At 66.7% G+C, this 21868-nt stretch carries 19 protein-coding genes; 11 read left to right on the top strand and 8 right to left on the bottom strand.

Annotation, left to right across the window (positions count from 1 at the left end; all coding sequences use genetic code 11):
- Positions 1 to 19: 19 nt before the first annotated feature.
- Both ABIA71_RS17115 and ABIA71_RS17110 read left to right on the top strand, forming a co-directional pair.
- Complete coding sequence (locus ABIA71_RS17115; protein WP_017356179.1) at positions 20 to 697, top strand: response regulator transcription factor; 678 nt, start codon at positions 20 to 22, stop codon at positions 695 to 697.
- Entirely contained in the window at positions 660 to 2027 is a 1368-nt protein-coding gene (locus ABIA71_RS17110; RefSeq protein WP_354286770.1) for a sensor histidine kinase, read from the top strand. The genes ABIA71_RS17115 and ABIA71_RS17110 overlap by 38 nt, the downstream gene beginning before the upstream one ends.
- Positions 2028 to 2222: 195 nt before the next feature.
- Here the strand turns inward: ABIA71_RS17110 and coaE are convergent, their stop codons facing one another.
- The 3 genes from coaE to ABIA71_RS17095 are packed head-to-tail and all read right to left on the bottom strand — an operon-like array spanning position 2223 to position 4982.
- Positions 2223 to 2840, bottom strand: a complete 618-nt coding sequence (coaE, locus tag ABIA71_RS17105) for a dephospho-CoA kinase (RefSeq protein WP_354286768.1) — start codon at positions 2838 to 2840, stop codon at positions 2223 to 2225.
- A 10-nt stretch (positions 2841 to 2850) separates the two neighbouring features.
- The gene (locus tag ABIA71_RS17100) at positions 2851 to 3714 is read right to left on the bottom strand and encodes a prepilin peptidase (RefSeq protein WP_354286766.1); all 864 of its coding nucleotides are present in this window, start codon (positions 3712 to 3714) and stop codon (positions 2851 to 2853) included.
- Positions 3715 to 3722: 8 nt separating this feature from the next.
- Entirely contained in the window at positions 3723 to 4982 is a 1260-nt protein-coding gene (locus ABIA71_RS17095) for a type II secretion system F family protein (RefSeq protein WP_354286764.1), read from the bottom strand.
- Between the two features lie 356 nt (positions 4983 to 5338).
- On the opposite strand from ABIA71_RS17095, the gene ABIA71_RS17090 reads away from it, so the two are divergent.
- From ABIA71_RS17090 to pilB, 3 genes are all read left to right on the top strand, one after another.
- On the top strand, positions 5339 to 5770 hold the full coding sequence (locus ABIA71_RS17090) for a pilin (protein WP_354286763.1): 432 nt from the start codon (positions 5339 to 5341) through the stop codon (positions 5768 to 5770).
- Positions 5771 to 5992: 222 nt separating this feature from the next.
- Positions 5993 to 6400, top strand: a complete 408-nt coding sequence (locus tag ABIA71_RS17085; RefSeq protein WP_354286761.1) for a pilin — start codon at positions 5993 to 5995, stop codon at positions 6398 to 6400.
- A gap of 164 nt (positions 6401 to 6564) precedes the next feature.
- The gene (gene pilB, locus ABIA71_RS17080) at positions 6565 to 8292 is read left to right on the top strand and encodes a type IV-A pilus assembly ATPase PilB (RefSeq protein ID WP_354286759.1); all 1728 of its coding nucleotides are present in this window, start codon (positions 6565 to 6567) and stop codon (positions 8290 to 8292) included.
- A gap of 75 nt (positions 8293 to 8367) precedes the next feature.
- Here pilB and ABIA71_RS17075 read toward each other — a convergent pair whose 3' ends face one another.
- Together ABIA71_RS17075 and ABIA71_RS17070 are read right to left on the bottom strand one after the other, a co-directional pair.
- Positions 8368 to 9753, bottom strand: coding sequence for a sigma-54-dependent transcriptional regulator (locus ABIA71_RS17075; RefSeq protein WP_354286757.1), 1386 nt, complete (start codon positions 9751 to 9753; stop codon positions 8368 to 8370).
- Positions 9754 to 9841: 88 nt separating this feature from the next.
- Positions 9842 to 11455, bottom strand: coding sequence for a sensor histidine kinase (locus ABIA71_RS17070; RefSeq protein WP_354286755.1), 1614 nt, complete (start codon positions 11453 to 11455; stop codon positions 9842 to 9844).
- A 351-nt stretch (positions 11456 to 11806) separates the two neighbouring features.
- Between ABIA71_RS17070 and sucC the strand changes: the two genes are divergently transcribed.
- The 3 genes from sucC (at position 11807) to ABIA71_RS17055 (ending at position 15692) form a co-directional block, all read left to right on the top strand.
- The gene (gene sucC / locus ABIA71_RS17065) at positions 11807 to 12976 is read left to right on the top strand and encodes an ADP-forming succinate--CoA ligase subunit beta (RefSeq protein WP_038686637.1); all 1170 of its coding nucleotides are present in this window, start codon (positions 11807 to 11809) and stop codon (positions 12974 to 12976) included.
- A 21-nt stretch (positions 12977 to 12997) separates the two neighbouring features.
- Entirely contained in the window at positions 12998 to 13873 is an 876-nt protein-coding gene (gene sucD / locus ABIA71_RS17060; protein ID WP_128097080.1) for a succinate--CoA ligase subunit alpha, read from the top strand.
- A gap of 184 nt (positions 13874 to 14057) precedes the next feature.
- Positions 14058 to 15692 carry an NAD+ synthase gene (locus ABIA71_RS17055; protein WP_354286753.1) on the top strand — a complete coding sequence of 545 codons (1635 nt, stop codon included), beginning with the start codon at positions 14058 to 14060 and terminating at the stop codon, positions 15690 to 15692.
- A 36-nt stretch (positions 15693 to 15728) separates the two neighbouring features.
- Here the strand turns inward: ABIA71_RS17055 and ABIA71_RS17050 are convergent, their stop codons facing one another.
- The gene (locus ABIA71_RS17050; RefSeq protein ID WP_354286751.1) at positions 15729 to 16970 is read right to left on the bottom strand and encodes a lipase family protein; all 1242 of its coding nucleotides are present in this window, start codon (positions 16968 to 16970) and stop codon (positions 15729 to 15731) included.
- A 186-nt stretch (positions 16971 to 17156) separates the two neighbouring features.
- Positions 17157 to 18041 (bottom strand): outer membrane protein assembly factor BamD, encoded by an 885-nt coding sequence (locus ABIA71_RS17045; RefSeq protein WP_354286749.1) that lies wholly within the window; start codon positions 18039 to 18041, stop codon positions 17157 to 17159.
- Positions 18042 to 18157: 116 nt separating this feature from the next.
- Between ABIA71_RS17045 and rluD the strand changes: the two genes are divergently transcribed.
- Genes rluD through ABIA71_RS17030 form a run of 3 tightly spaced genes read left to right on the top strand, consistent with a single transcriptional unit; the run spans position 18158 to position 20368 of the window.
- The gene (rluD, locus tag ABIA71_RS17040; RefSeq protein ID WP_354286747.1) at positions 18158 to 19153 is read left to right on the top strand and encodes a 23S rRNA pseudouridine(1911/1915/1917) synthase RluD; all 996 of its coding nucleotides are present in this window, start codon (positions 18158 to 18160) and stop codon (positions 19151 to 19153) included.
- Entirely contained in the window at positions 19153 to 19932 is a 780-nt protein-coding gene (gene pgeF / locus ABIA71_RS17035; RefSeq protein ID WP_354286745.1) for a peptidoglycan editing factor PgeF, read from the top strand. The genes rluD and pgeF overlap by 1 nt, the downstream gene beginning before the upstream one ends.
- Before the next feature lie 4 nt (positions 19933 to 19936).
- The gene (locus ABIA71_RS17030) at positions 19937 to 20368 is read left to right on the top strand and encodes a thiol-disulfide oxidoreductase DCC family protein (protein ID WP_354286743.1); all 432 of its coding nucleotides are present in this window, start codon (positions 19937 to 19939) and stop codon (positions 20366 to 20368) included.
- A 7-nt stretch (positions 20369 to 20375) separates the two neighbouring features.
- Here the strand turns inward: ABIA71_RS17030 and ABIA71_RS17025 are convergent, their stop codons facing one another.
- On the bottom strand, positions 20376 to 21710 hold the full coding sequence (locus ABIA71_RS17025; protein ID WP_354286741.1) for an OmpA family protein: 1335 nt from the start codon (positions 21708 to 21710) through the stop codon (positions 20376 to 20378).
- Between the last annotated feature and the right edge of the window lie 158 nt (positions 21711 to 21868).

The following is a 21868-nucleotide window of genomic DNA, read 5'->3' as shown; positions in this document are numbered from 1 at the left end:
TCATGAAACAGAGGTCACAGTGCGAATTCTTGTAATTGAAGACAACAGCGACATTGCCGCCAACCTGGGCGATTATCTTGAAGACCGCGGGCACACCGTGGACTTCGCCGCCGATGGCGTGACCGGCCTGCACCTGGCCGTGGTCCATGAGTTCGACGCGATCGTGCTGGATCTCAATCTGCCGGGAATGGACGGGATCGAGGTGTGCCGCAAGCTTCGCAATGAAGCGCGCAAGCAGACCCCGGTGCTCATGCTGACCGCACGGGATTCGCTGGACAACAAGCTGGCCGGGTTCGACTCCGGCGCCGACGACTACCTGATCAAGCCATTCGCGCTGCAGGAAGTCGAAGTCCGTCTGAACGCCCTGTCGCGTCGCGGCAAGGGCGTGCAGACCCGCGTACTGGAAACCGGCGACCTGGAATACAACCTGGACACGCTGGAAGTGCGCCGCCAGGGCAAGCTGCTGCAGCTCAACCCGACCGCACTGAAGATCCTGCAGGCGCTGATGGAAGCGGCCCCGGCCGTGGTGACCCGCCAGGAGCTGGAAACCCGCGTGTGGGGCGAAGAACTGCCGGATTCGGACTCGCTGCGCGTGCACATCCACGGCCTGCGCGCGGTGGTGGACAAGCCCTTCGAGGTGCCGTTGATCCAGACCCGTCATGGCATCGGATACCGCATCGCCGCCCCGGAAGCCTGATCCGGTGACGGCGAAGGGGGAGCGCCGCCGGGCACCGTACCGGCGTCGGCTGCGCAGTCGCATCATCGTATCGTTCGCGCTGTTGGGCTTGTGCCTGACGGCGCTGTTTGCGTTTGCCACCAACTGGACCCGCGCGCGCGTGGAAAACCAGCTGGTGGAAGATGTGTTGAACCGCAACATCGACGAGTTTGCGATGCGGTATCAACTCGATCCGGGCCGCAGCCCGGAAGTGCCTTTCCAGCAGGTGCGCGCGTTCGCCTACCCCAAGGACAAGTTCGACCGGGTGCGTGAGGAGCGCCCCGAATGGGCTGCCTACGCCACGGGCAACTACAACGTGGCCGGGGTGGACGAAGAGAATCGGCCGTTTTCCTACAAGCTGGCCGTCCGCAAGACGCCCGATGCCTGGTTCTTCCTCGCTTACGACATGACCGAGAGCATCCGCGGCGAAGCCCAGCTCAACCGCGCACTGTTCTTCTCCGTCCTGGTGTTCAGCGTGCTGTCGCTGGTCCTGGGCTGGTGGTCGGCGTCCAAGGTGATGAAGCCGGTGTCCGACCTGGCCGCGCGCCTGCGCGCCTATCGCGGCGGCACCAGCGAGCCGGAGCCGCTGGCCCCGCGCTTTCCCGATGACGAAGTGGGCCAGTTGGCCCAGGCGCTGGATGATTACTCGTCCCGGCTTACCGAGGTGGTGCAGCGCGATCGCGAGTTCAACGCCGACGTCAGCCACGAGCTGCGCACGCCGCTGGCCGTGATCCGCGGCGCCACCGAGCTGCTGCTGGCGCGCCCGGGCCTCGATGAAAAAGTGGTGCAGCGCCTGCAGCGCATCCAGCGGGCCGAACAGCAATGCACCGACCTGATCGGCTCGCTGCTGCTGCTGTCGCGCAACGAGCGCGGGCAGGGCAGCAGCAATGTCGCCCGCGTGACCGAGCAGCTGCTGGATGCCCATCGTGCGCAACTGGGCGGCAAGCCGCTGGAGCTGGTGCTGGAGGGTGACCGTGATCTGGTCATCGACGCGCCCGAATCGGCCTTGTCGGTGGCGCTGGGCAACCTGATCGGCAACGCCGTGAAGTATTCGCAGGAGGGCTCGGTACGCGTACGGGTCAGTGGCAACCGCGTGGACGTCATCGACAGCGGCCCCGGCCTGAGCGCCGAAGACGCAGCCAAGCTGTTCCAGCGCGGCTACCGCGGCACCCATGCCGGCCATTCGCAGGGCGGCGGCATCGGCCTGTCGATCGTCAGCCGCCTGTGCGACCTGTACGGTTGGCAGGTAAGTGTGCGCCCGGGCGCAGAGCGGGGCGTGGTGGCCACGCTGACGTTCGCGCCAGCGCTGTAAGGCGGCATCCGCGAATCCCCCGCAGGTAGAGCCACGCCATGCGTGGCTGCTCCTCGCGGCATGCGGTTATTGCGCAGCCACCCATGGGGCGGCGCTACCGCTGAACGGTTCGCGTGCCCCACGCGGGTAGAGCCACGCCATGCGTGGCTGCTCCTTGCGGCATGCGGTTATTGCGCAGCCACCCATGGGGTGGCTCTACCGGGGGGTGGCGGCCAATTCGCGGTACAGGCGGTCCAGCTGCTCCACCTTCGCCTGCAGATGCTCGGGCTGGCCATCGTTGACCACCACGTCATCGGCCAGTGCCAGGCGCTGTTCCCGGCTGGCCTGGGCGGCAATCATTCGATCGGCCAGTTCGGCGGTAATCCCATCGCGCTGCAGCAGGCGGGCGTGCTGCACCGCTACCGGTACATCCACCACCAGCACCCGGTCCAGCCAGGGGTACTGCTGGCGGCCACCGGCCTCGGTCAGGAGCGGAATGGCGGCCATCGCATAGGGGCCGGTGGCCTGCTCGCAGGTGGCGCGCAGCCGCTGCCGGATGGCCGGATGGGTGATGGCTTCCAGGGCTTGGCGCTCCTGTGCGGAGGCGAAGATGCGCTCGCGCAGCGCCGCACGATCCAGCTGGCCATCGGCCAGTAGGATGCCGGGTCCAAAGTGTGCCGTGATCCGGGCCAGGCCTTCGCTGCCGGGCGCGACCACCTCGCGGGCGGCAACGTCGGCGTCGGCGACGGTGACGCCCAGGGCCTCGAAGCGGCGGCTGAGCTCGCTCTTGCCGGCGGCGATGCCGCCGGTCAGGCCGATGATGTAGCTGCTCATCGGCTGCCCCTCAGCGCAGGCCGGCGTAGCCCATGTAGGCGTTGATGATCTGCTCGCCCCACATGAAGACGATCCAGCCGGCGATGGCCAGGTACGGCCCGAACGGGATGGGGGTGGCACGATCGCGACCGCGCGAGTAGATCCAGATCGAGCCGATGATGGCGCCGACGATCGAGGACAGCATGATGATCGGCAGGATGCCCTTCAGGCCACACCAGGCGCCCAGCGCGGCCAGTAGCTTGAAATCGCCGTGGCCCATGCCTTCCTTGCCGGTGATCTGTTTGAACAGCCACCACACCGACCACAGCGACAGGTAGCCGGCCAGGGCGCCGAGCAGGGCCGGTTTGGCCGGCATGTAGAGATTGTCGCTGGCTGCAATCAAGCCCAGCCACATCAGGGGCAGGGTCAACTGGTCCGGCAGCAGCTGGGTACGCAGGTCGATCCCGGACAGGGCCACCAGGAAGCAGCTCAGCACGATCGCGCCGAAGCCCTGCCAGCCAAAGCCGAACTGCCACACGCTGGCCAGGACCAGCAGCGCGGTCACCAGCTCTACCAGCGGGTACTGGATCGAGATGGGCGCGTGGCAGTGGCGGCATTTGCCGCGCAGGGCCAGCCAGCTGAACAGCGGGATGTTCTCGTACCAGGACAGTTTGTGCTTGCAGTGCGGGCAGTGCGAGGGCTCCACCACGATGCCCGGCGGCGGCGGCTCGTAGATGTCCGGCTCTTCCAGTACTTCGCGGGCGTCGCGCTTCCACTGCCACTCCAACCGCTTGGGCAGGCGCAGGATGACTACGTTGAGGAAGCTGCCCAGCAGCAGCCCCAGTCCGGCCGCGGCGGGATAGCCGAGGCCGGGATGCTGGTCGAGAAATGCCATTGTTACCTTTAGCCGACGACGGCGCCGAGTTTGAAGATGGGCAGGTACATGCCGATCACCATGCCACCGACGATGGTACCAATGAACACCATGATCATCGGTTCCAGCAGGCTGCTGAGTGCGTCAACGGCATTGTTGACCTCCTGCTCATAGTACTCGGCCACCTTGAACAGCATGGTATCCAGAGCGCCGGCCTCTTCGCCGATGGCGGTCATCTGGATGACCATGTGCGGGAACAGGTTGGTCTGCTTCATCGCCATGTTGACCGGGTAACCGACCGACACGTCATCGCGCATGCGCAGTACCGCCTCTTCGTAGACCTTGTTGCCGGTTGCGCCTGCGACGATGCTGAGCGCTTCGACCAGCGGAACACCGGCTTTGAACGTCACGGCGGTGGTGCGCGCGAAGCGGGCAATCGCGCTGTTGTGCATGATCAACCCGATCACCGGGAACTTGAGGATCAGGCGATCCATGGTGTGCTGCATCTTCGGGGAGCGCTTGTAGGCGAAAATAAAGCCGGCCACCGCGCCACCCAGTACGATCAGGAACAGCCACCACCAGGACACCATGAACCGCGACAGATTGACGATCATCTGCGTAAAGGCGGGGAGCTCAGCGCCAAAGCCCTTGAACACATCTTCGAACTGCGGGACCACGAAAATCAACATGATCGAGCTGACCAGCATGGCGACCACAACCACCATCACCGGGTAGAACATGGCCTTCTTGATCTTGCCCTTCAGTCCTTCGATGTTCTCTTTGTAAGTTGCTACCGTGTCGAGCACGGTTTCAAGGACGCCGGCGCCTTCGCCCGCGCGCACCAAATTGCGGTACAGCTCGTCGAACTGCACGGGATGCCGGCTGATTGCTTCATGCAGCGACGACCCGCCCTCGATGTCGGCGCGGATGGTATCCACCAACTTTCTCATCCGCGGGTTCTTGTGCCCGCTGCCGATGATCTCCAATGAGCTGACGATCGGCACACCTGATTTCATCATGGTGGCCATCTGGCGGCTGAAGAAGGCGATGTCCTTGGCGCTGACGGCTTTGCCGGCCGCACCGAACATCGGTTTGGGCTTGGGTTTGACAATGTTCGGTGTGATGCCCTGGCGACGCAGCTCTGCGCGCAGCAGGTTGGCGTTCTTGGCGGGCTGCTCGCCCTTCATCTTCACGCCCCGCTTGTCGGTCCCCTCCCAGACAAACGGTTGCAGCTCCATGGTGCTTCGCGCCACGGGCTCTTTCTTGATTGCACTACGGCTAACGGACATACAGGGCTCCCCAGCCACACCATCCCCAGGCGGGCTATCTCGGCGCATGGTAGCCGGTTCCGGGCGCCCGTGGCATCCCCGGCTCCAACGAAACCGTGACTTTCGTCCAAGACCCTCAGGGTCACAAGGTGACGCAACACGTCACTCTGCCGGTTCGGTCGCAAATTGCTGTGAGGGGGGTTCCAATCCTGAAGATTGGTGCGATCATTGCGCCGGGGAATGCTGGGGAGCATTGCTGAGAAGTTGGCACGCAACCTGCTTTGATCCACCCGCACGGACGGTCGCCTTGCTCATCCGATCACTCGGACAGGCCCCGGGCCAGTGTTTACTCTTACCTACCTCTAGGGGATGTACTCATGAAGAAGCAGCAGGGCTTTACCCTGATCGAACTGATGATCGTTGTTGCGATCATCGCCATCCTGGCCGCCATCGCGCTGCCGGCTTACCAGGACTACGTGTCCAAGTCGAAGGTGACCGCTGCACTGGCCGACCTGGCGTCGCACAAGACGCAGTTCGAGATGGAAGTCAGCGAAGGCCGTACCCCGACGCTGGCCACCGCTGGTTTCCAGGCCAACAACACCGGCAGCTGTTCCACGATCGCCGTCGCGGCGACCGGCATGACCTGCACCATTCGTGATCCGGGCCGCATCGGCACCGGTTCCACCATTGCTCTGGATTATGCCGAAGCGACTGTGGATGCCACCAGCGGTGCAATCACCAAGGCCGGCGGTTTTGCTTGCACCACCACGGCAGTTGCCACCAAGTACAAGCCGAACGGCTGCAGCTGATTCAGTGAGTTGATGGGGTCTGGAAATTAGGTTCTTTATTTCCGATTCCCAGCGTTCAAGACAAGGCCCGCAATTGCGGGCCTTGTGCTGAGGGCATCAGTGGAATCAAGCGGCGCCGTGTTTCCAGTGACCGTGGCCACGGCCCTTGGTATCCGCCAATGGCTGGAAGACGCAGTAGTGGTGACGGACGGCAATGGGGATTGCTGTCAAACAGGGGGAGTCATGAACACGCAGAAGGGGTTCACACTCATCGAAGTGATGATCGTGGTCGCGATCATTTCCATCCTTGCTGCCGTTGCGGTAGCAGTGTTCCCGCTATACATAGCAAAGACGCAGGTGACGGCAGCTCTTGCCGACATGCATCCTGGAAAGACCCTGGTGGAGGCGGTCATAGTCGAGAGCCAGAGTGCCACTGCGGTCACCCCGGAGTACCTCGGGCTGTCCCGCAGCGTGCATTGTTCATCGGTGGCCGCTGAACTTGCCGATTCAGGCGTCGGTTCCATCACCTGCACGGTCAAAGGCAACAGCACGGTTGACGGAAAGGATCTTGTGCTGCGCAGGAGTGCCGAAGGCATCTGGTCCTGCGACGGCAGTGCCTTTGAAGCGCGTGTGCGCCCCACCGGATGCTGAGGGGGCGAGCCGGTATCCGAGGGATGTTGGCCATCGTTGGACAGGACTATCATGAGCCTGCACGATAGGATGCAGCTGCTGATCGCCTTCAACCGGTGGCAGAGCGGTCCATTTGCCTTGGGGCTATGTCGTGCCCGATGCCGCCATCGAACCAAAGGATCCACATGAACGCCGTAACCACTGCCAATCTCGTCGGCATCACCGGCATTGCCCGCCGCCTGGTCCAGGATGGCGTGCTGGACGAGGCCGTGGCCCGCGACGCAATGGCCAAGGCCGGCGCCGCCAAGCAGCCCCTGCCGCAGTGGTTCGCTGAAAAGAAGCTGGTCACCAGTGCCCAGCTGGCGGCGGCCAATGCAGTTGAGTTCGGCATGCCGCTGCTCGACGTCTCCATTTTTGACGGTGCCCAGAACGCCATCAGCCTGGTCAGCGAGGAACTCCTCCGCAAGCACCGGGTCCTGCCGCTGTTCAAGCGCGGCGGCAAGCTGTTCGTGGGTACCAGCGACCCCACCCATTCGCTGGACGAAATCAAATTCCACACCAACCTGGTGGTCGAGCCGATCCTGGTTGACGAGGAGCAGATCAAGCGCACCCTGGAGCAGTGGCAGTCCAAGCACGACACGTTGGGCTCGGCGCTGGGCGGCGACGACGACGGCATGGGCGACCTTGACGTCGCCGGCGGTGACGAAGACGGCGGCTCCACCGACTCCGGCGTGGACGCCAAGGGCGACGACACCCCGGTGGTGAAGTTCGTCAACAAGGTGCTGATCGATGCGATCCGCAAGGGCGCCTCGGACATTCATTTCGAGCCGTACGAAGACGATTACCGAGTGCGTTTCCGGATCGACGGCCTGCTCAAGAACGTGGCCAAGGCCCCGGTCAAGCTCAACCAGCGCATCGCGGCGCGCCTGAAGGTGATGTCGCAGCTGGATATCGCGGAAAAGCGCGTGCCGCAGGATGGGCGCATCAAGCTCAACCTGTCCAAGACCCGCCAGATCGACTTCCGCGTGAGCACGCTGCCCACGCTGTTCGGCGAGAAGATCGTGCTGCGTATCCTGGATGGCAGTGCAGCCAAGCTGGGCATCGACAAGCTGGGCTACGAGCCGGCGCAGCAGCAGCTGTTCCTGGAGGCCATCCACAAGCCCTACGGCATGGTGCTGGTGACCGGCCCGACCGGCTCGGGCAAGACGGTGTCGCTGTATACCGCGCTGGGCATCCTCAACGACGAAACGCGCAACATCTCCACCGCCGAAGATCCGGTGGAAATCCGCCTGCCCGGCGTCAACCAGGTGCAGCAGAACAACAAGCGCGGCATGACCTTCGCCGCGGCGTTGCGTTCGTTCCTGCGCCAGGATCCGGACATCATCATGGTCGGCGAAATCCGCGACCTGGAAACCGCCGAGATCGCGATCAAGGCCGCCCAGACCGGCCACATGGTGCTGTCCACGCTGCATACCAACGATGCGCCGCAGACTATCGCCCGCCTGATGAACATGGGCATTGCGCCGTTCAACATCACCAGTTCGGTCACGCTGGTGATCGCCCAGCGCCTTGCCCGGCGGCTGTGCAGCAACTGCAAGCGGCCGATCGAGCTGCCGGCGCATGCGTTGCTGGCCGAAGGCTTCACCCAGGCGCAGATCGATGCGGGCATCCGCTTGTTCGAGCCGGTGGGCTGCGAGGAGTGCACCGAGGGCTACAAGGGCCGTACCGGTATCTACCAGGTGATGCCGATGAGCGAGGAAATCTCGGTGATCGTGCTGGCCGGTGGCAATGCCATCCAGATTGCCGAGGCCGCGCAGCGCGCCGGGGTGAATGACCTGCGGCAGTCGGCGCTGGTCAAGGCGGCGGCGGGTACGACCAGCCTGGCCGAGATCAACCGCGTTACCAAGGATTGATCAGCGGGTGCGGTTGAACGGAAAAGGCCCGCGGATGCGGGCCTTTTCATGTGCGGGAAACCCGGGCCGCTGGCCTCAATCCATGCCCAGCTTTTTCAGCTTGTAGCGCAGCGCGCGGAAGGTAATGCCCAGCTGCGCGGCGGTGCGGGTCTTGTTCCAGCGGTTCTCTTCCAGCGCCTTCTGGATGGCGGTGCGCTCCATCTGCTCGATGTAGGAGGGCAGGGCACCGCTACCGGCCGGCAGGTCGACCACGGCTTCTTCGTGCACCGGTGCCGGGCCGGCGCCGTGGCGCGGCGTGGCGTGCTGCGGCAGGCGCAGGTCACTGGCGCCGATGCTGTCCGACTCGGCCAGCGCCAGGGCGCGTTCCAGGATGTTCTCCAGCTCGCGCACATTGCCTGGGAAGTGGTACTGCGCCAGCGCGTCGATGGCCGACGGGGCCAGCAGCGGGGTGGGGCGCTCGTGGGTACGGGCCAGCCGCGCCAGGATCGAGGCGGCCAGCTGCGGCAGGTCGCTGCGGCGTTCGCGCAGCGGCGGCACGCGCAGCTCGATCACGTTGATGCGGTAATACAGATCGTGGCGGAAGCGGCCGTCCTCGACCAGTTCACCCAGGTCCTTGTGGGTGGCCGACAGGATGCGCACGTCCACCGGCACTTCGGTGGCGGCACCGACCGGGCGGATCGATTTTTCCTGGATGGCGCGCAGCAGCTTGACCTGCATCTGCAGCGGAAGCTCGGCAACTTCGTCCAGGAACAGGGTGCCGCCATGCGCGGCCTGGAACAGGCCGGGTTTGTCGGCGTGGGCACCGCTGAAGCTGCCCTTCTTGTGCCCGAAGAATTCGCTTTCCATCAGCTCCGATGGAATCGCGCCGCAGTTGACCGGTACGAACGTACCGGCCGAACGCGCGCTCTGTGCGTGGATGGTGCGGGCCACCAGTTCCTTGCCCACCCCGGATTCGCCCAGGATGTAGACCGGGGCCTGGCTGCGCGCGACCTTGGTGATGGTGGTGCGCAGCACGTCCATCGCCGGGGAATCCCCCAGCAGGCGGGCGGCCTGTTCCGACGGCGGCGCGGCAGGTGTGGCGCGCTCGGTGTTGTTGAGTTCCAGCGCGTGCTTGACCAGCCCGCGCAGCACCGCGATGTCCACCGGCTTGCTGACGAAGTCGAAGGCGCCGGCCTTCAACGCCTCCACGGCCAGGTCCATGCTGCCGAACGCGGTGATCATCGCCACCGGCGTACGCGGGTAGTGCTGGGCGATCTCGGTGACCAGCTCGATGCCGTTGCCGTCGGGCAGGCGCATGTCGGTGATGCACAGGTCGTACGGGTTGCTGGCAAGCAACTCGCGAGCTTCGGCGAGGTTGGCCGCGGTGCTGATGCGCAGGCCCATGCGGCCCAGGGTCAGTACCAGCAGTTCGCGGATGTCACGTTCGTCGTCGACGACGAGGGCGCTGCGGGTGTCGTTCATATGGGGGAAAGATAGCCGAGGGCGGTTGTATCCGACAAATGTTTGACGCAGGTGGCAACCCACAGGGACGGCCGCCGCGGTGAACGGTTCATTGCGGCAGCATCGTGTGTGGGCCGGCCAGGACCAGCCGGAAGCACGCGCCACCGGCCGGCACCGACACGTATTCCAGGTGGGCCTGGTTGGCCTTGCACAGCTCGCGGGCGATATACAGGCCCAGCCCGGTGCCGTGCTCGGAGGTGGTGAAGAACGGGCGGAACAGCTGGCTGGCCACCGTTTCGGGGATGCCCGGGCCGCGGTCCATCACGTCGATGACGGCAGCGCGCTCCTGCCGGGCCACGCGCAGTCGCACCCGTGCCGGTTCCTGGCCGATGCGGCCGTACTTGAGCGCGTTGTGGACCAGCACGGTGAGGATCTGGTGCAGGTGACGCGGGTCGATCAGGGCATGCACCGAGGTTTCGGTGATGATCGGCTCGATGCTGTCCGTCTCGAGGGTGATGCCCTGTTTGTACTCCAGCACGAAGCGGCGCACGAACGCGGCCAGGTCCAGGTTTTCCGGGTTGGCGCGTTCGCGCCGGGCCAGGCCGAGCACGCTTTCGACGATGCCGTTGGTGCGCTGGCACTGCTGGTGGATGATCTGCAGCAGGCGGCGGTCGGTGTCGCCGATGGCGGTGGATTCTTCCAGCAGCTGGGCGGCGTAGTTGATCGCCGCCAGCGGGTTGCGGATCTCGTGCGCCAGGCTCGCCGAGAAGCGCCCCATCGCCGACAAGGTCAGCGATTCGGCGCGCCGCGAGACCACGGTGGAGTCGTCCAGGAACACCAGGGTGAGGTCGCTGCCGGCCAGCAGCCGGGCGAAACGCGGCTGCACTTCGGGCTGGTCCGGGGACAGCTGCAACGGCGTTTCTTCGTTGGTCCAGCCGTTGCGCCAGCGCAGCAGGCGGCGGCTCAGGTCCGGTGCGGCGCTGCCCAGTTCAAGCCGGCCGCTGCCGCCATTGCCGTCGGCGTCACCGATCAGGGTGGAGGCCGCTTCGTTGGCCAGGGTGATGCGGTTGGCGCCATCCACTACCAGCACGCCGGTGCGCATGCGGCGGATGATCAGTTCGTTGATCTCGAACAGGTTGGCCACTTCGTCGCCGCGCTGGTTGGCCAGTTGCTGGTTGCGGCGCGCGCGGTTGCCCACCTGGTAGCTGACGAAGGCCAGGGCCAGGTAGCTGGTGATGAACATGGCCAGTTCGGCCAGGGTACGGGTCGGGTCGCCGCCTTCCAGCAGCTTCCAGACGTACTCCCCGGCGGTGGCGGCGCTGGCGGCCACCGCCAGGCCCATGCCCAGGCTGAGCGGCAGCAGGGTGGCGGCCGCGGCGATGTTGAACAGCAGCGTCATCGAGATGCCGGCACTGGCACCGGGCAGCGCGTGGGCGAGCAGGGTGGCGGCAATGATGTCCACCCCGACACCGGCCACGACGATGCGGTGCAGCCAGCGCTCGCTCCTGCCCACCAGCAGGATCAGCAGCGCCAGCCCCAGATAGATGCCGCTGACCCAGACCGCCAGGCCCGGATGGTCGGCCTCGCCAATCAGGGTCTTGAGCGGGCTGAACAGCAGCGCGGCGATCACGGCGGTGATCAGCAGGCGATACAGCGCGAAAAAGTACAGCTCCCGCTTCGGTATCGATTCGATGCGGTCGATCAATGAAGCACTGGGTGACACGCCGGAACTCCCCTTCTGGCTGCCCTGGTAACGCCGAGCCAGGCTCGACGGCGTTTCAACGGCCTGGGCCGGCCCGTAGAGCGATCAGTATAGGCACGCCACCCCTCGAAGGGGCCTGCCAATCGCCCGATGCCGCGCAATCGGGCGGCCGCCGGCCCGGCCGCGCGCCGGCAGGGGTGCCGCAACTGCCTGAATGAAGGTGGAAAACTGCCCGGGCCCCGGCGCCGGCTCGCGTGTCTTTGCGCCTGCGCGCCGGCTCGTCCACAATAGTGGGCCCGCCGCGGTCCGTGCCGGTGCCCCGTGAGGGAGCCTTGGAGATGCGTGCGGTCGTTCCTATTCCCACGGTGACGCATGAATTTCCACGAATACCAGTCAAAACAACTGCTTGCCGAGTACGGCATCCCGGTCCCGGCCGGCAAGGTCGCCGCTACCCCGGACGAAGCAGTCGAAGCTGCCCAGTCGCTGGGCCAGGGCCCCTGGATGGTCAAGGCGCAGATCCATGCTGGCGGTCGCGGCAAGGCAGGCGGCGTCAAGTTCTGCAAGACCACCGACGACGTGAAGGCCGCTGCGGCCAAGATGCTCGGCACCAAGATGGCCACCTACCAGACCGCTGGCGTTGAACTGCCGGTCAACCTGGTGCTGGTGACGACCGCCGGCGAGATCGTCAAGGAACTGTACCTGTCGGTGCTGGTTGACCGTGGCACCAAGACCATCACCTACATCGCTTCTTCGGAAGGCGGCGTGGAGATCGAGCAGGTTGCCGCTGAAACCCCCGAGCTAATCCACTCGCTCAACGTCGACTTCGTTGAAGGCGTGCAGGGTTACCACGGCCGTGATTTCGGCTTCAAGCTGGGCCTGACCGCCAAGCAGGCCGGCCAGTTCGCCAGCATCATGGTGAACCTGTACCGCCTGTTCAATGAAAAGGACCTGGCGCTGGTTGAAATCAACCCGCTGGCCATCCTGGACGACGGCAACCTGTACGCGCTGGACGGCAAGTTCGACAGCGACGACAACGCCGCGTTCCGTCAGAAGGCCCTGGTCGCCATGCGCGACAAGACCCAGGAAGACGAAACCGAAGTGACTGCTTCGGAGCTGGACATCAACTACGTCACCATGGACGGCAACATCGGCTGCATGGTCAACGGCGCAGGCCTGGCCATGGCCACCATGGACGTCATCAAGCTCAACGGCGGCGAGCCGGCGAACTTCCTGGACGTGGGCGGCGGTGCCAACAAGCAGCGCGTCATCGAAGCGTTCAAGCTGATCCTGTCCTCGGACAAGGTCGAAGGCATCTTCGTCAACATCTTCGGCGGCATCGTCCGTTGCGACATGATTGCCGAAGGCATCATCGCCGCCGTGAAGGAAGTGGGCGTCAAGGTGCCGGTCGTGGTGCGCCTGGAAGGCACCAACGTGGAAGAAGGCAAGCAGCTGCTGCGTGACAGCGGCATGGCCATCATCCCGGCCGACAACATCAACGACGGTGCCAAGAAGGTCGTCGCTGCTGTCAAAGCCGCCGCCTGATCCGACACCGAAGGAAATCCAATGTCAGTTTTGATCAACAAGAACACCAAGGTGATCGTGCAGGGCTTCACCGGCCAGCAGGGTACCTTCCACGCCACTCAGATGATCGAGTACGGCACCCAGGTAGTTGGCGGCGTGACCCCCGGCAAGGGCGGCACCACCCACATCGACCTGCCGGTCTTCAACACCGTTGCCGACGCCGTGTCGGCCACCGGCGCTGACGCGTCGGTCATCTACGTGCCGCCGCCGTACGCGGCCGATGCGATCCTGGAAGCTGCGGCTGCCGGCATCAAGGTCATCGTGTGCATCACCGAAGGCATCCCGGTGCTGGACATGCTGCGCGTCAAGAACGTGCTGACCCGTGCCCATCCGGACACCGTGCTGGTCGGTCCGAACTGCCCCGGCGTCATCACCCCGGGCGAGTGCAAGATCGGCATCATGCCGGGCCACATCCACATGCCGGGCAAGATCGGCATCGTGTCGCGCTCGGGCACCCTGACCTATGAAGCGGTCAAGCAGACCACCGAAGTCGGCCTGGGCCAGTCCACCTGCATCGGCATCGGCGGTGACCCGATCAACGGCCTGAACTTCGTCGACTGCCTGAAGCTGTTCAACGAAGATCCGCAGACCCTGGGCATCATCATGGTCGGCGAAATCGGCGGCGACGCTGAAGAAGCCGGTGCCGAGTACATCAAGAACCACGTGAAGAAGCCGGTCGTCGGTTTCATCGCCGGTGCGTCGGCTCCGGCCGGCAAGCGCATGGGCCACGCCGGTGCGATCGCATCGGGCGGCAAGGGCACTGCCGAAGGCAAGTTCGCCGCCATGGAAGCGGCCGGTGTCGTCACCGTCCGTTCGCCGGGCGACCTGGGCGCTGCCATCGCCAAGCTGGTGAAGTAAAACGCCGGCCGCCCCGCGGCCGACGTGTCGGTAGAGCTGACCGTTGGTCAGCTACCAGAAAGGCCGCCTCCGGGCGGCCTTTCTGCGTTCTGGCGGTCGCCTGATCCTGCGATCAGCGAATGCGTGGTTGCCGGGCAGAGCCCGGCACTACAATGAGCGCATTGCAACCACAGGCTGGACCTTCATGGCTTCGATCCGCATCGCGATGGCGCAGTTTGATTTCCCGGTAGGCGCCGTAGCGCAGAACACCGACACCATCATTGCCATGATTGCCGAGGCGCGCGATGAGTACGACGCCGAACTGGTGGTGTTCCCGGAGCTGGCGATCAGCGGCTATCCGCCGGAAGACCTGCTGCTGCGCCCGGGCTTCCTGTACGACTGCGAGCAGGCGCTCAAGCGCATTGCCGCGGCCACGACCGGCATTGCCGCCGTGGTCGGCTGGCCGCAGGCCACCGGCTCGGTGGTGTACAACGCGGCCAGCGTGCTGCGCGATGGCAAGGTCGAGCACACCTACCGCAAGCGCGAGCTGCCCAATTACGCCGTGTTCGACGAACGCCGTTACTTCGACGTGGACCCGGACGGCGGCAGCTGCGTGTTCGAGCTGAACGGCGTGCCGGTGGGCGTGCTGGTCTGCGAAGACCTGTGGTTCGCCGAGCCGCTGGCCGACACCGTACGCGAAGGCGCGCAGCTGGTGGTGGTGCCCAACGCCTCGCCGTACGAACGCGGCAAGCACGCCCAGCGCGATGCGCTGCTGGCCGAGCGTACCCGCGAGAGCGGCGCGGCGATCGCCTACCTCAATGTGGTTGGCGGCCAGGACGCGCTGGTCTTCGACGGCGCTTCGGTCGTGGCCGATGGCGACGGCACGGTGCACCCGGCTGCCGCCGCGTTCACCGACCAGTGGCTGGTGGTGGACTACGACGCCGACACCCGCCGCTTCCTGCCGCGCGAGTGGATCGACGACGGCGATGAGAGCATGGACGCGCTGGCCTGGCGCGCGGTGACCCGCGGTATCCAGGACTATTGCCGCAAGAACGGGTTCAAGAAGGTGTGGCTGGGTCTGTCCGGCGGCATCGATTCGGCGCTGGTGTTGGCGATGGCCGTGGATGCGCTGGGCGCGGACAACGTCACCGCGGTGCGGCTGCCGTCGCGCTATACCGCCGACATGTCCAACGACCTGGCGGCCGAGCAGTGCCGCGCGCTGGGCGTGAAGCTGGACGCCGTTTCGATCGAGCCGGTGTTCGAAGGCCTGATGACCGCGCTGGGGCCGATGTTCGAGGGCCAGGCCGCCGATGTGACCGAAGAGAATCTGCAGTCGCGCGCCCGCGGGGTGATCCTGATGGCGCTATCGAACAAGTTCGGCGGGCTGCTGCTGACCACCGGCAACAAGAGCGAGTATGCGGTCGGCTACGCCACCATCTACGGGGACATGTGCGGTGGCTATGCCCCGCTGAAGGACCTGTACAAGACCGAGGTGTTCGGGCTGTCCAAGTGGCGCAATACGGTGGGCGGTGCACCGGTGATCCCGCCGGCGGTGATCAGCCGCCCGCCCTCGGCCGAACTGCGCGCCAACCAGACCGACCAGGACTCGCTGCCGGCCTACGACGTGCTGGACGGCATCCTGTACCGCTACGTGGACCAGGAGCAGTCGCGCGAGGAGATCGTGGCCGCCGGGTACGCCGCCGAGGTGGTGGACCGCGTGCTGCGCCTGGTGCGCACCAGCGAATGGAAGCGCCATCAGGCAGCGCCGGGCCCGAAGGTGTCGCGGCGCGCGTTCGGGCGGGAGCGGCGGTACCCGATCAGCAACGGGTACAAGGGCTGACGGGGGCGGCGCCGACCAGACGCCACCCCGATCCGGTCAGCGCAGCGCGTCTTGCGGTAGCGTGTCGATGCCGTCGGAGGCGCGGGCGATATCGGCCGCGCTGACGTTCCAGCCCGGCAGCGCCGCCCCCGGTATGGTGCCCAGGCGCGCGTCGACGAAGGCCAGCACGTCCGCACTGGCCGCATGCAGGCTTTCGGAATGGGTGGCCGGGTAGCTGCGGAAGCGCAGCGGCTGCTGGTTGATGGCCAGCACCAGCCCGTACAGCAGCGCGCCCAGATAGGCCACATCCGTGTCTGCCCTGCCATGGGCGAGCAGCAAGGGCTGGTCGAAGCCGCGCAGCGGCATGGCCAGGTAGCTGTCCAGGGTCGTGGTGATGCCCGGGAGGGTACTCAACGGCGTATGGAAGTAATCGGCCAGCGTGACCCCTTTCAGTTCACGGGTCAGCTCGGCCAGGCACAGGTGCCGGGCCTGTGCCAGCCGTGCGCGGCCCACGTCGGTGAGCAGGTCGGCGATACGGGGGTCAGCCTGGATCAGCCCGTTGATCAGATAGGTCAGGTAGGCAGTACCCCCGGCGCCGAGTTGTTGGGTCGAGCCCGGTCCCAGGCCGCGGGTGGTCAGGTTGACCCAGGCCGGGGTGCCGGTGCCCACCGCGCCGCGGAAGTCCAGCGCCGGCCCGCCGAGCTCGGTGGCCACGCTGGCCGCATATACCGCCGCGCCCGCGCCCTGCGAATACCCCACCGAGACCCAACGTGGCGCCAGGTGGCGGGTCACCGGCAACGCGGCATTGAGCTGCTGGCTCGCCTTGACCATGTCCACGATGTTGTGGGCCACGCTGGGGCCGTGCAGGTAGGCATGTTCGCCTGGCGAGCCCAGCCCCTGGAAATCCGAGGCGACGATCGCATAGCCCTGCTGGAGGAACAGGTCCAGGTAAGCGGCGTCGCGCGCCGGTTGGGTCGGACCACTTGCCGAGGGCGCGCATCGGTCGCCCGTGCCCTGGGTGCCGTGCGCCCAGGACACCACCGGCCAGCCGCCGGCCGGGGCCGGGCCCGACGGGAGCATCACCAGCCCGGTCGCCAGCGCAGGACGCTGGTGCAGGTCGGTGGTTGCGTAGGTGAGCTTGTAGGTCTGGTCGGCATGCCCGGGCAGCCAGTCGGCCTGGAAGCGGTCGCTGGAGATCAGCTGGCCGGCGTCCTGGGCCAGGGAGGCGAGCGGGGACAGGGCCAGCACGGCGCAGAACAGGGTGCTGGCGCGGCGTCGGTGACGTTGAAGCTGGGTCATGGAAGCTCCCAGCAGGCCGGGATGGCCTGCTTCGAGCGCGGCAGTCTGCGTGGGGAGCCCGCCTCGACGCTGGGATGGCGGTCGCAACTCACCCTGTATCAGCCGATTCCTAGGCAGGGCGCGACCGCTCGACCCACAACGCAAAAGGGCCCCTTGCGGGGCCCTTTGGGGATTACGACGGCACACCTACTTGCGGTTCATCGTCGCATTGCGCTGACCGGTGCTGGCGGACTTCTCGCCGGCGAAGGGGTTCAGCTTGCGCACCATCCACGGATACTTCGGCCAGTTGCCCTGCAGCCAGGGGTGGTCGGGCTGGTTCAGCTCCAGCACGCGGCGGGCGTCGTCGGCCAGGGTCTTGTTGCCCAAGCGGGTGTAGGCCTCGCCCAGGGTGGCCACGGCGTCGTACTGGAAGGCGCTCTGCGGGTAGGTTTCCAGCAGGTAGTTGGCGCGGCCCGCGGCCGACACCCAGGCCTGGCGGCGCAGGTAGTACAGGGCGTTGTCCAGCTCGTGCTGGGCGAACACGTCGCGCAGCTCGAGCATGCGCTGGCGCGCGTCGGCGGCGTAACGGCTGTTCGGGTAGCGATCGACGACGATGTTGAAGTCGGCGTAGGCCTGGTGCGGGGTGGACAGATCGCGGCGGCTCGGGTCCAGCGACCACACGCGACGCAGGAACACCGTATTGCGGTTGCCGTTGGACAGGCCGCGCAGGTAGTACATGTAGGCGATGTTGCGGTGGGTCGGGTAGGTCCGGATGAAGCGGTCGATGCTGGACACCGCGTCATCGTGCTTGCCGGCCTTGTACTGCGCGTAGGCGGTTTCGATCATCGCCTGCTCGGTGTACGGGCCATACGGGTACTGGGCGATCAGGCGGCGGAAGTTGGCTTCGGCCCCGCTCCAGTTGCCGCCTTCCATCAGGCGGTGGCTCTTCTCGTAGATCTGTTCGACCGGCAGGCCTTCGTCCGGATTGTCCCCCTTGGTGCCGCGGTGGCAGCCAGTGGCGACGAGGGCCAGGACCAGCAGCAGGGCGGCGGTGCGGACGGGCGCGGACAGCAAAGAAGAGCGTCGGATCATGGGGTCAGGGCGGGACGCGGCTGGAATACGAAGGGTCGATGATAGCCTAGTGGCCTGTCCTGCGACTGAAAGTGGTCGCCCGGACCCCAAATTTGTCTCCCAGCGGTGCTTTCCCCATGTCCGATAACGCTTCCGAATCCGAATCCCCCCGCCAGGCCGTGGTGCCCGACACCGCCGCAGGGCGGCGCTTCGACGCCGTCCTGGCCGAGCTGTTCCCCGAATTCTCCCGGTCCAAGCTGACCGAGTGGATCAAGTCCGGCGACGTCCTGCTGGACGGCCAGGCCGTGCGCGGGCGCGACCCGGTGCGGGGCGGCGAGGTGGCCAGCCTGCATGTCGTGCTTGACACCCAGACTCACGCCGAGCCGGAAGACATCCCGCTGGAGGTGCTGTACGAGGACGAGCACGTGTTCGTCATCAACAAGCCGGTCGGGCTGGTGGTCCACCCCGGCGCGGGCAACCCCACCGGTACGCTGGTCAACGCCCTGCTGTTCCGCGACCCGTCGCTGTCGGTGCTGCCGCGCGCGGGCATCGTGCACCGCCTGGACAAGGACACCAGCGGGGTGATGGTGATCGCCCGCACGATCCAGGCGCAGACCGCGCTGGTCGAGCAGCTGTCGGCGCGCGAAGTGCACCGCCAGTACCTGGCCATCGTGGTGGGCGCGCTGGTGTCCGGCGGCACCGCCGATGCGGCCATCGACCGACATCCGCGCGACCGCGTGCGCATGGCCGTGCGTGAAGACGGCAAGGACGCGATCACCCATTACCGCCTGCGCGAGCGCTTCCGTGCGCACACCGCGCTGGAATGCCGCCTGGAAACCGGCCGCACCCACCAGATCCGCGTGCACATGGCGCACCTGCGCCACCCGATCATCGGCGACCAGCTGTACGGTGGCGCGCTCAAGCTGCCCAAGGGTGCCAGCGACGAACTGGTTGCACAGCTGCGCGGCTTCAAGCGCCAGGCGCTGCACGCCGAAACGCTGGAGTTCGTGCACCCCATCACCGGTGAGACCATCACCAACAGCGCGCCGCCGCCGGCGGACATGCTGGCCCTGATGCAGGCGCTGCGCGAAGACAGCAAGCGCTTCGCCGAGCTGGAACGCGGGCGTCGCTGATGTCGGCGCCGGTACCGCTGCTGGTGGCCGACTGGCCTGCGCCCCCCGGGGTGCAGGCCGGTACCACCCTGCGCTACGGCGCGGGTGGGTCGGTGCCGCCGTTCGACCAGTTCAACATGGGCAACCGCTACGCCGCCGAGGGTGACGACCCGGCCCAGGTGCAGCGCAACCGTGACCTGCTGCAGGCCGGGTTGGCACTGCCCTCGGCGCCGCACTGGCTGCGCCAGGTGCACGGCACCACGGTGCTGCGGTTCGACGCTGCGCCCACCGCGCAGGGCGTGGAGACCGAGCCGACCGCCGATGCGGCGGTGACCTCGGTGCCGGGCGTGGTGTTGGCCATTCTCACTGCCGACTGCCTGCCGGTGGTGCTGGCCGCCCGCGATGGCAGCGAGATCGGCGCGGCCCATGCCGGCTGGCGCGGGCTGGCCGACGGCATGCTGGAGGCCACCGTGGCCGCCATGCGCACCCCCGCGGCCCAGCTGCAGGCGTGGCTGGGGCCGGCCGCCGGCCCGGTCCATTACGAGGTGGGCGAGGACGTGTTCGCGGCCTTCGTCGAACGCGACGCAGGCGCCGAAGCGGCGTTCGCGGCCACCCGCCCGGGGCATTGGAAGGTGGACCTGTACGCGCTGGCCCGGCGCCGCCTGCACAGTGTCGGAATTGACCTGGCGCAGATCAGCGGCGGCCAGCTGTGCAGCATCGATGACCCGCAACGGTTCTACTCGCACCGCCGTGACCGCCGAACCGGGCGCATGGCGACCCTGGTCTGGATGGCGCGCTGAGCCCATGGACCGCATCCCCGCCAACGCTGACCGTGGTGCTGATCACGCGGTGATCGTATTCGATGGGGTCTGCGCGCTGTGCAGCCGCTGGGTGCGGTTCCTGCTGCGCTTCGACCGGCAGGGGCGCTATCGGTTCGCAGCGATGCAGGGCAGCCACGGCCGCGCACTGCTGCAGCAGCACGGATTGGACCCGGACGATCCGCTGTCGTTCCTGTTGCTGGAGAACGGCCAGGCATGGACGGACACCGACGCGATCCTGCGGGTGCTGGCCGGGCTTGGCGGTGCCTGGCGGCTGACGGCCGTGGCGCGCCTGGTGCCTTCGGCCTGGCGCGACCGCGCCTACCGCGCGGTCGCGCGAAACCGCTACCGGTGGTTCGGGCGGCACGACCGCTGTTACCTGCCGGCGCCCGGACAGGCCGGGCGATTTCTCGACTGAGCCAGCGTCACCGGTCCTGCCAGGCCACGACGTCGTCGGTCACTGCATCACGCTCGGGCGCACGCACTGTGTAGGTGATCCGTCGATTGCGTGCGCGCCCGGCCTCGTCGCGGTTGTCGGCGATCGGGTACTGCTGGCCGTGGCCGGTGGCGACCAGCCTCGAGGCAGGTACACCACGTTCCCGCAGGGCCTGCACCACTGTCGCGGCACGCTGCTGGCTGAGCAGCAGGTTCGCGTCGGCACCACCGTTGCTGTCGGTGTGCGCTTCCACATCGATGCGCGTGTCCGGCAGCAGCGTCAGTGCGGCCGCCACGGCGTCTACCGTGTCGGCACTGTCGCCGGTCAGCACCGCCGAGCCCGGGCGGAATTTCAAGGTGGTCTGGTTCAGTGCCTCGACGACCTTCGTGGCCTCGGCCTGCACGGGCAGGGCAGCCAGCGCAGCCAGCCCCGGGCCCCATAGCCCGGTGGTCTGCAGGTCGGCGAAGTGGCGGCGGAGCAGCCGCGATACTTCCAGGCGCTGCTCGGCCTCCATCGCCGACGTATCCACCCGCAACGCATCGCCGTTGAAGTCCAGCAGCAGTCCGTCGCCCTCCAGCTGCGCAATGCGGGCAGTCAGCCGGTCGAGCCAGCGTGGGGGGCGGGTGGCAGGATCCAGCGCGATCCCGCCGCGCACGTTGTCGCGCCCATGCAGGGCGGTGAGCGCATTCCAGGCCTGGCGGCGGGCCGCTTCGCTGGGCAGGCGGCCCTGCACCACGATGCGGTCGCCGTACTGGTGCAGTGACAGCCGCGCATCGCGTTGTTCGGTGATCACGGGGGCCACCCAGTGTGGCCCGCGGATGTTCAGGTGCAGCCAGGTGGTGAAGCAGATCAGCGCGACGCCCGCCAGCACCCACAACATGCCGCGCAGGGCCAGGCCGTGAACCGTTCGTGCTGACGCGACCGGGATGCCCCGCGGACGGCGCAGTCCTGCCGACTGGAAGGGAGCGACGCGCACAGGGCGGGCCGCGCTGGCCAGCGCGACCAGGCCGGGCAGCAGCTCACAGGCAATCACGCGAAACGTGCCGGGTGGAAAGCCGGTACGGCGCGCCATCGTGACCAGTGCATGCGGGCCGATGGCCCGCTCCAGTTCGCTGGCCAGCACCGGGCGTGAGGGTTCGGCCGGTCGCTGCCAACTGCGGAACTGGGCACCCAGCCCCGCCTGCTCGAACTGTTGCGCCAGGCCGTCCAGGCCCAGCGGGTGCGACGCGATCCAGCCGGCCAGTACATTCACCACGCTGCGGGCGCGGTAGCCGAGCTCCAGTCGTGCGGCGGCATCATCGATGAAACGGTCAAGCGCTGACATGCAATCCATCCCCTTGAATGAACCGTGCACGCGACGGTGCACGAACCGGCCCATGCGATATGGATGGGCTCTTGGGGGCGTCACTTTCGTCAGGAACCGTCAATGCGAAATGAAATTTCGCCGGTGCTTTCGCTTGTGCGCGCTGTAGTGGGGTCGCG

Source organism: Stenotrophomonas sp. 2619 (genome assembly GCF_040548725.1).
Lineage (GTDB): Bacteria > Pseudomonadota > Gammaproteobacteria > Xanthomonadales > Xanthomonadaceae > Stenotrophomonas > Stenotrophomonas maltophilia_AP.
This window is presented reverse-complemented; position numbering and strand designations above follow the sequence as displayed.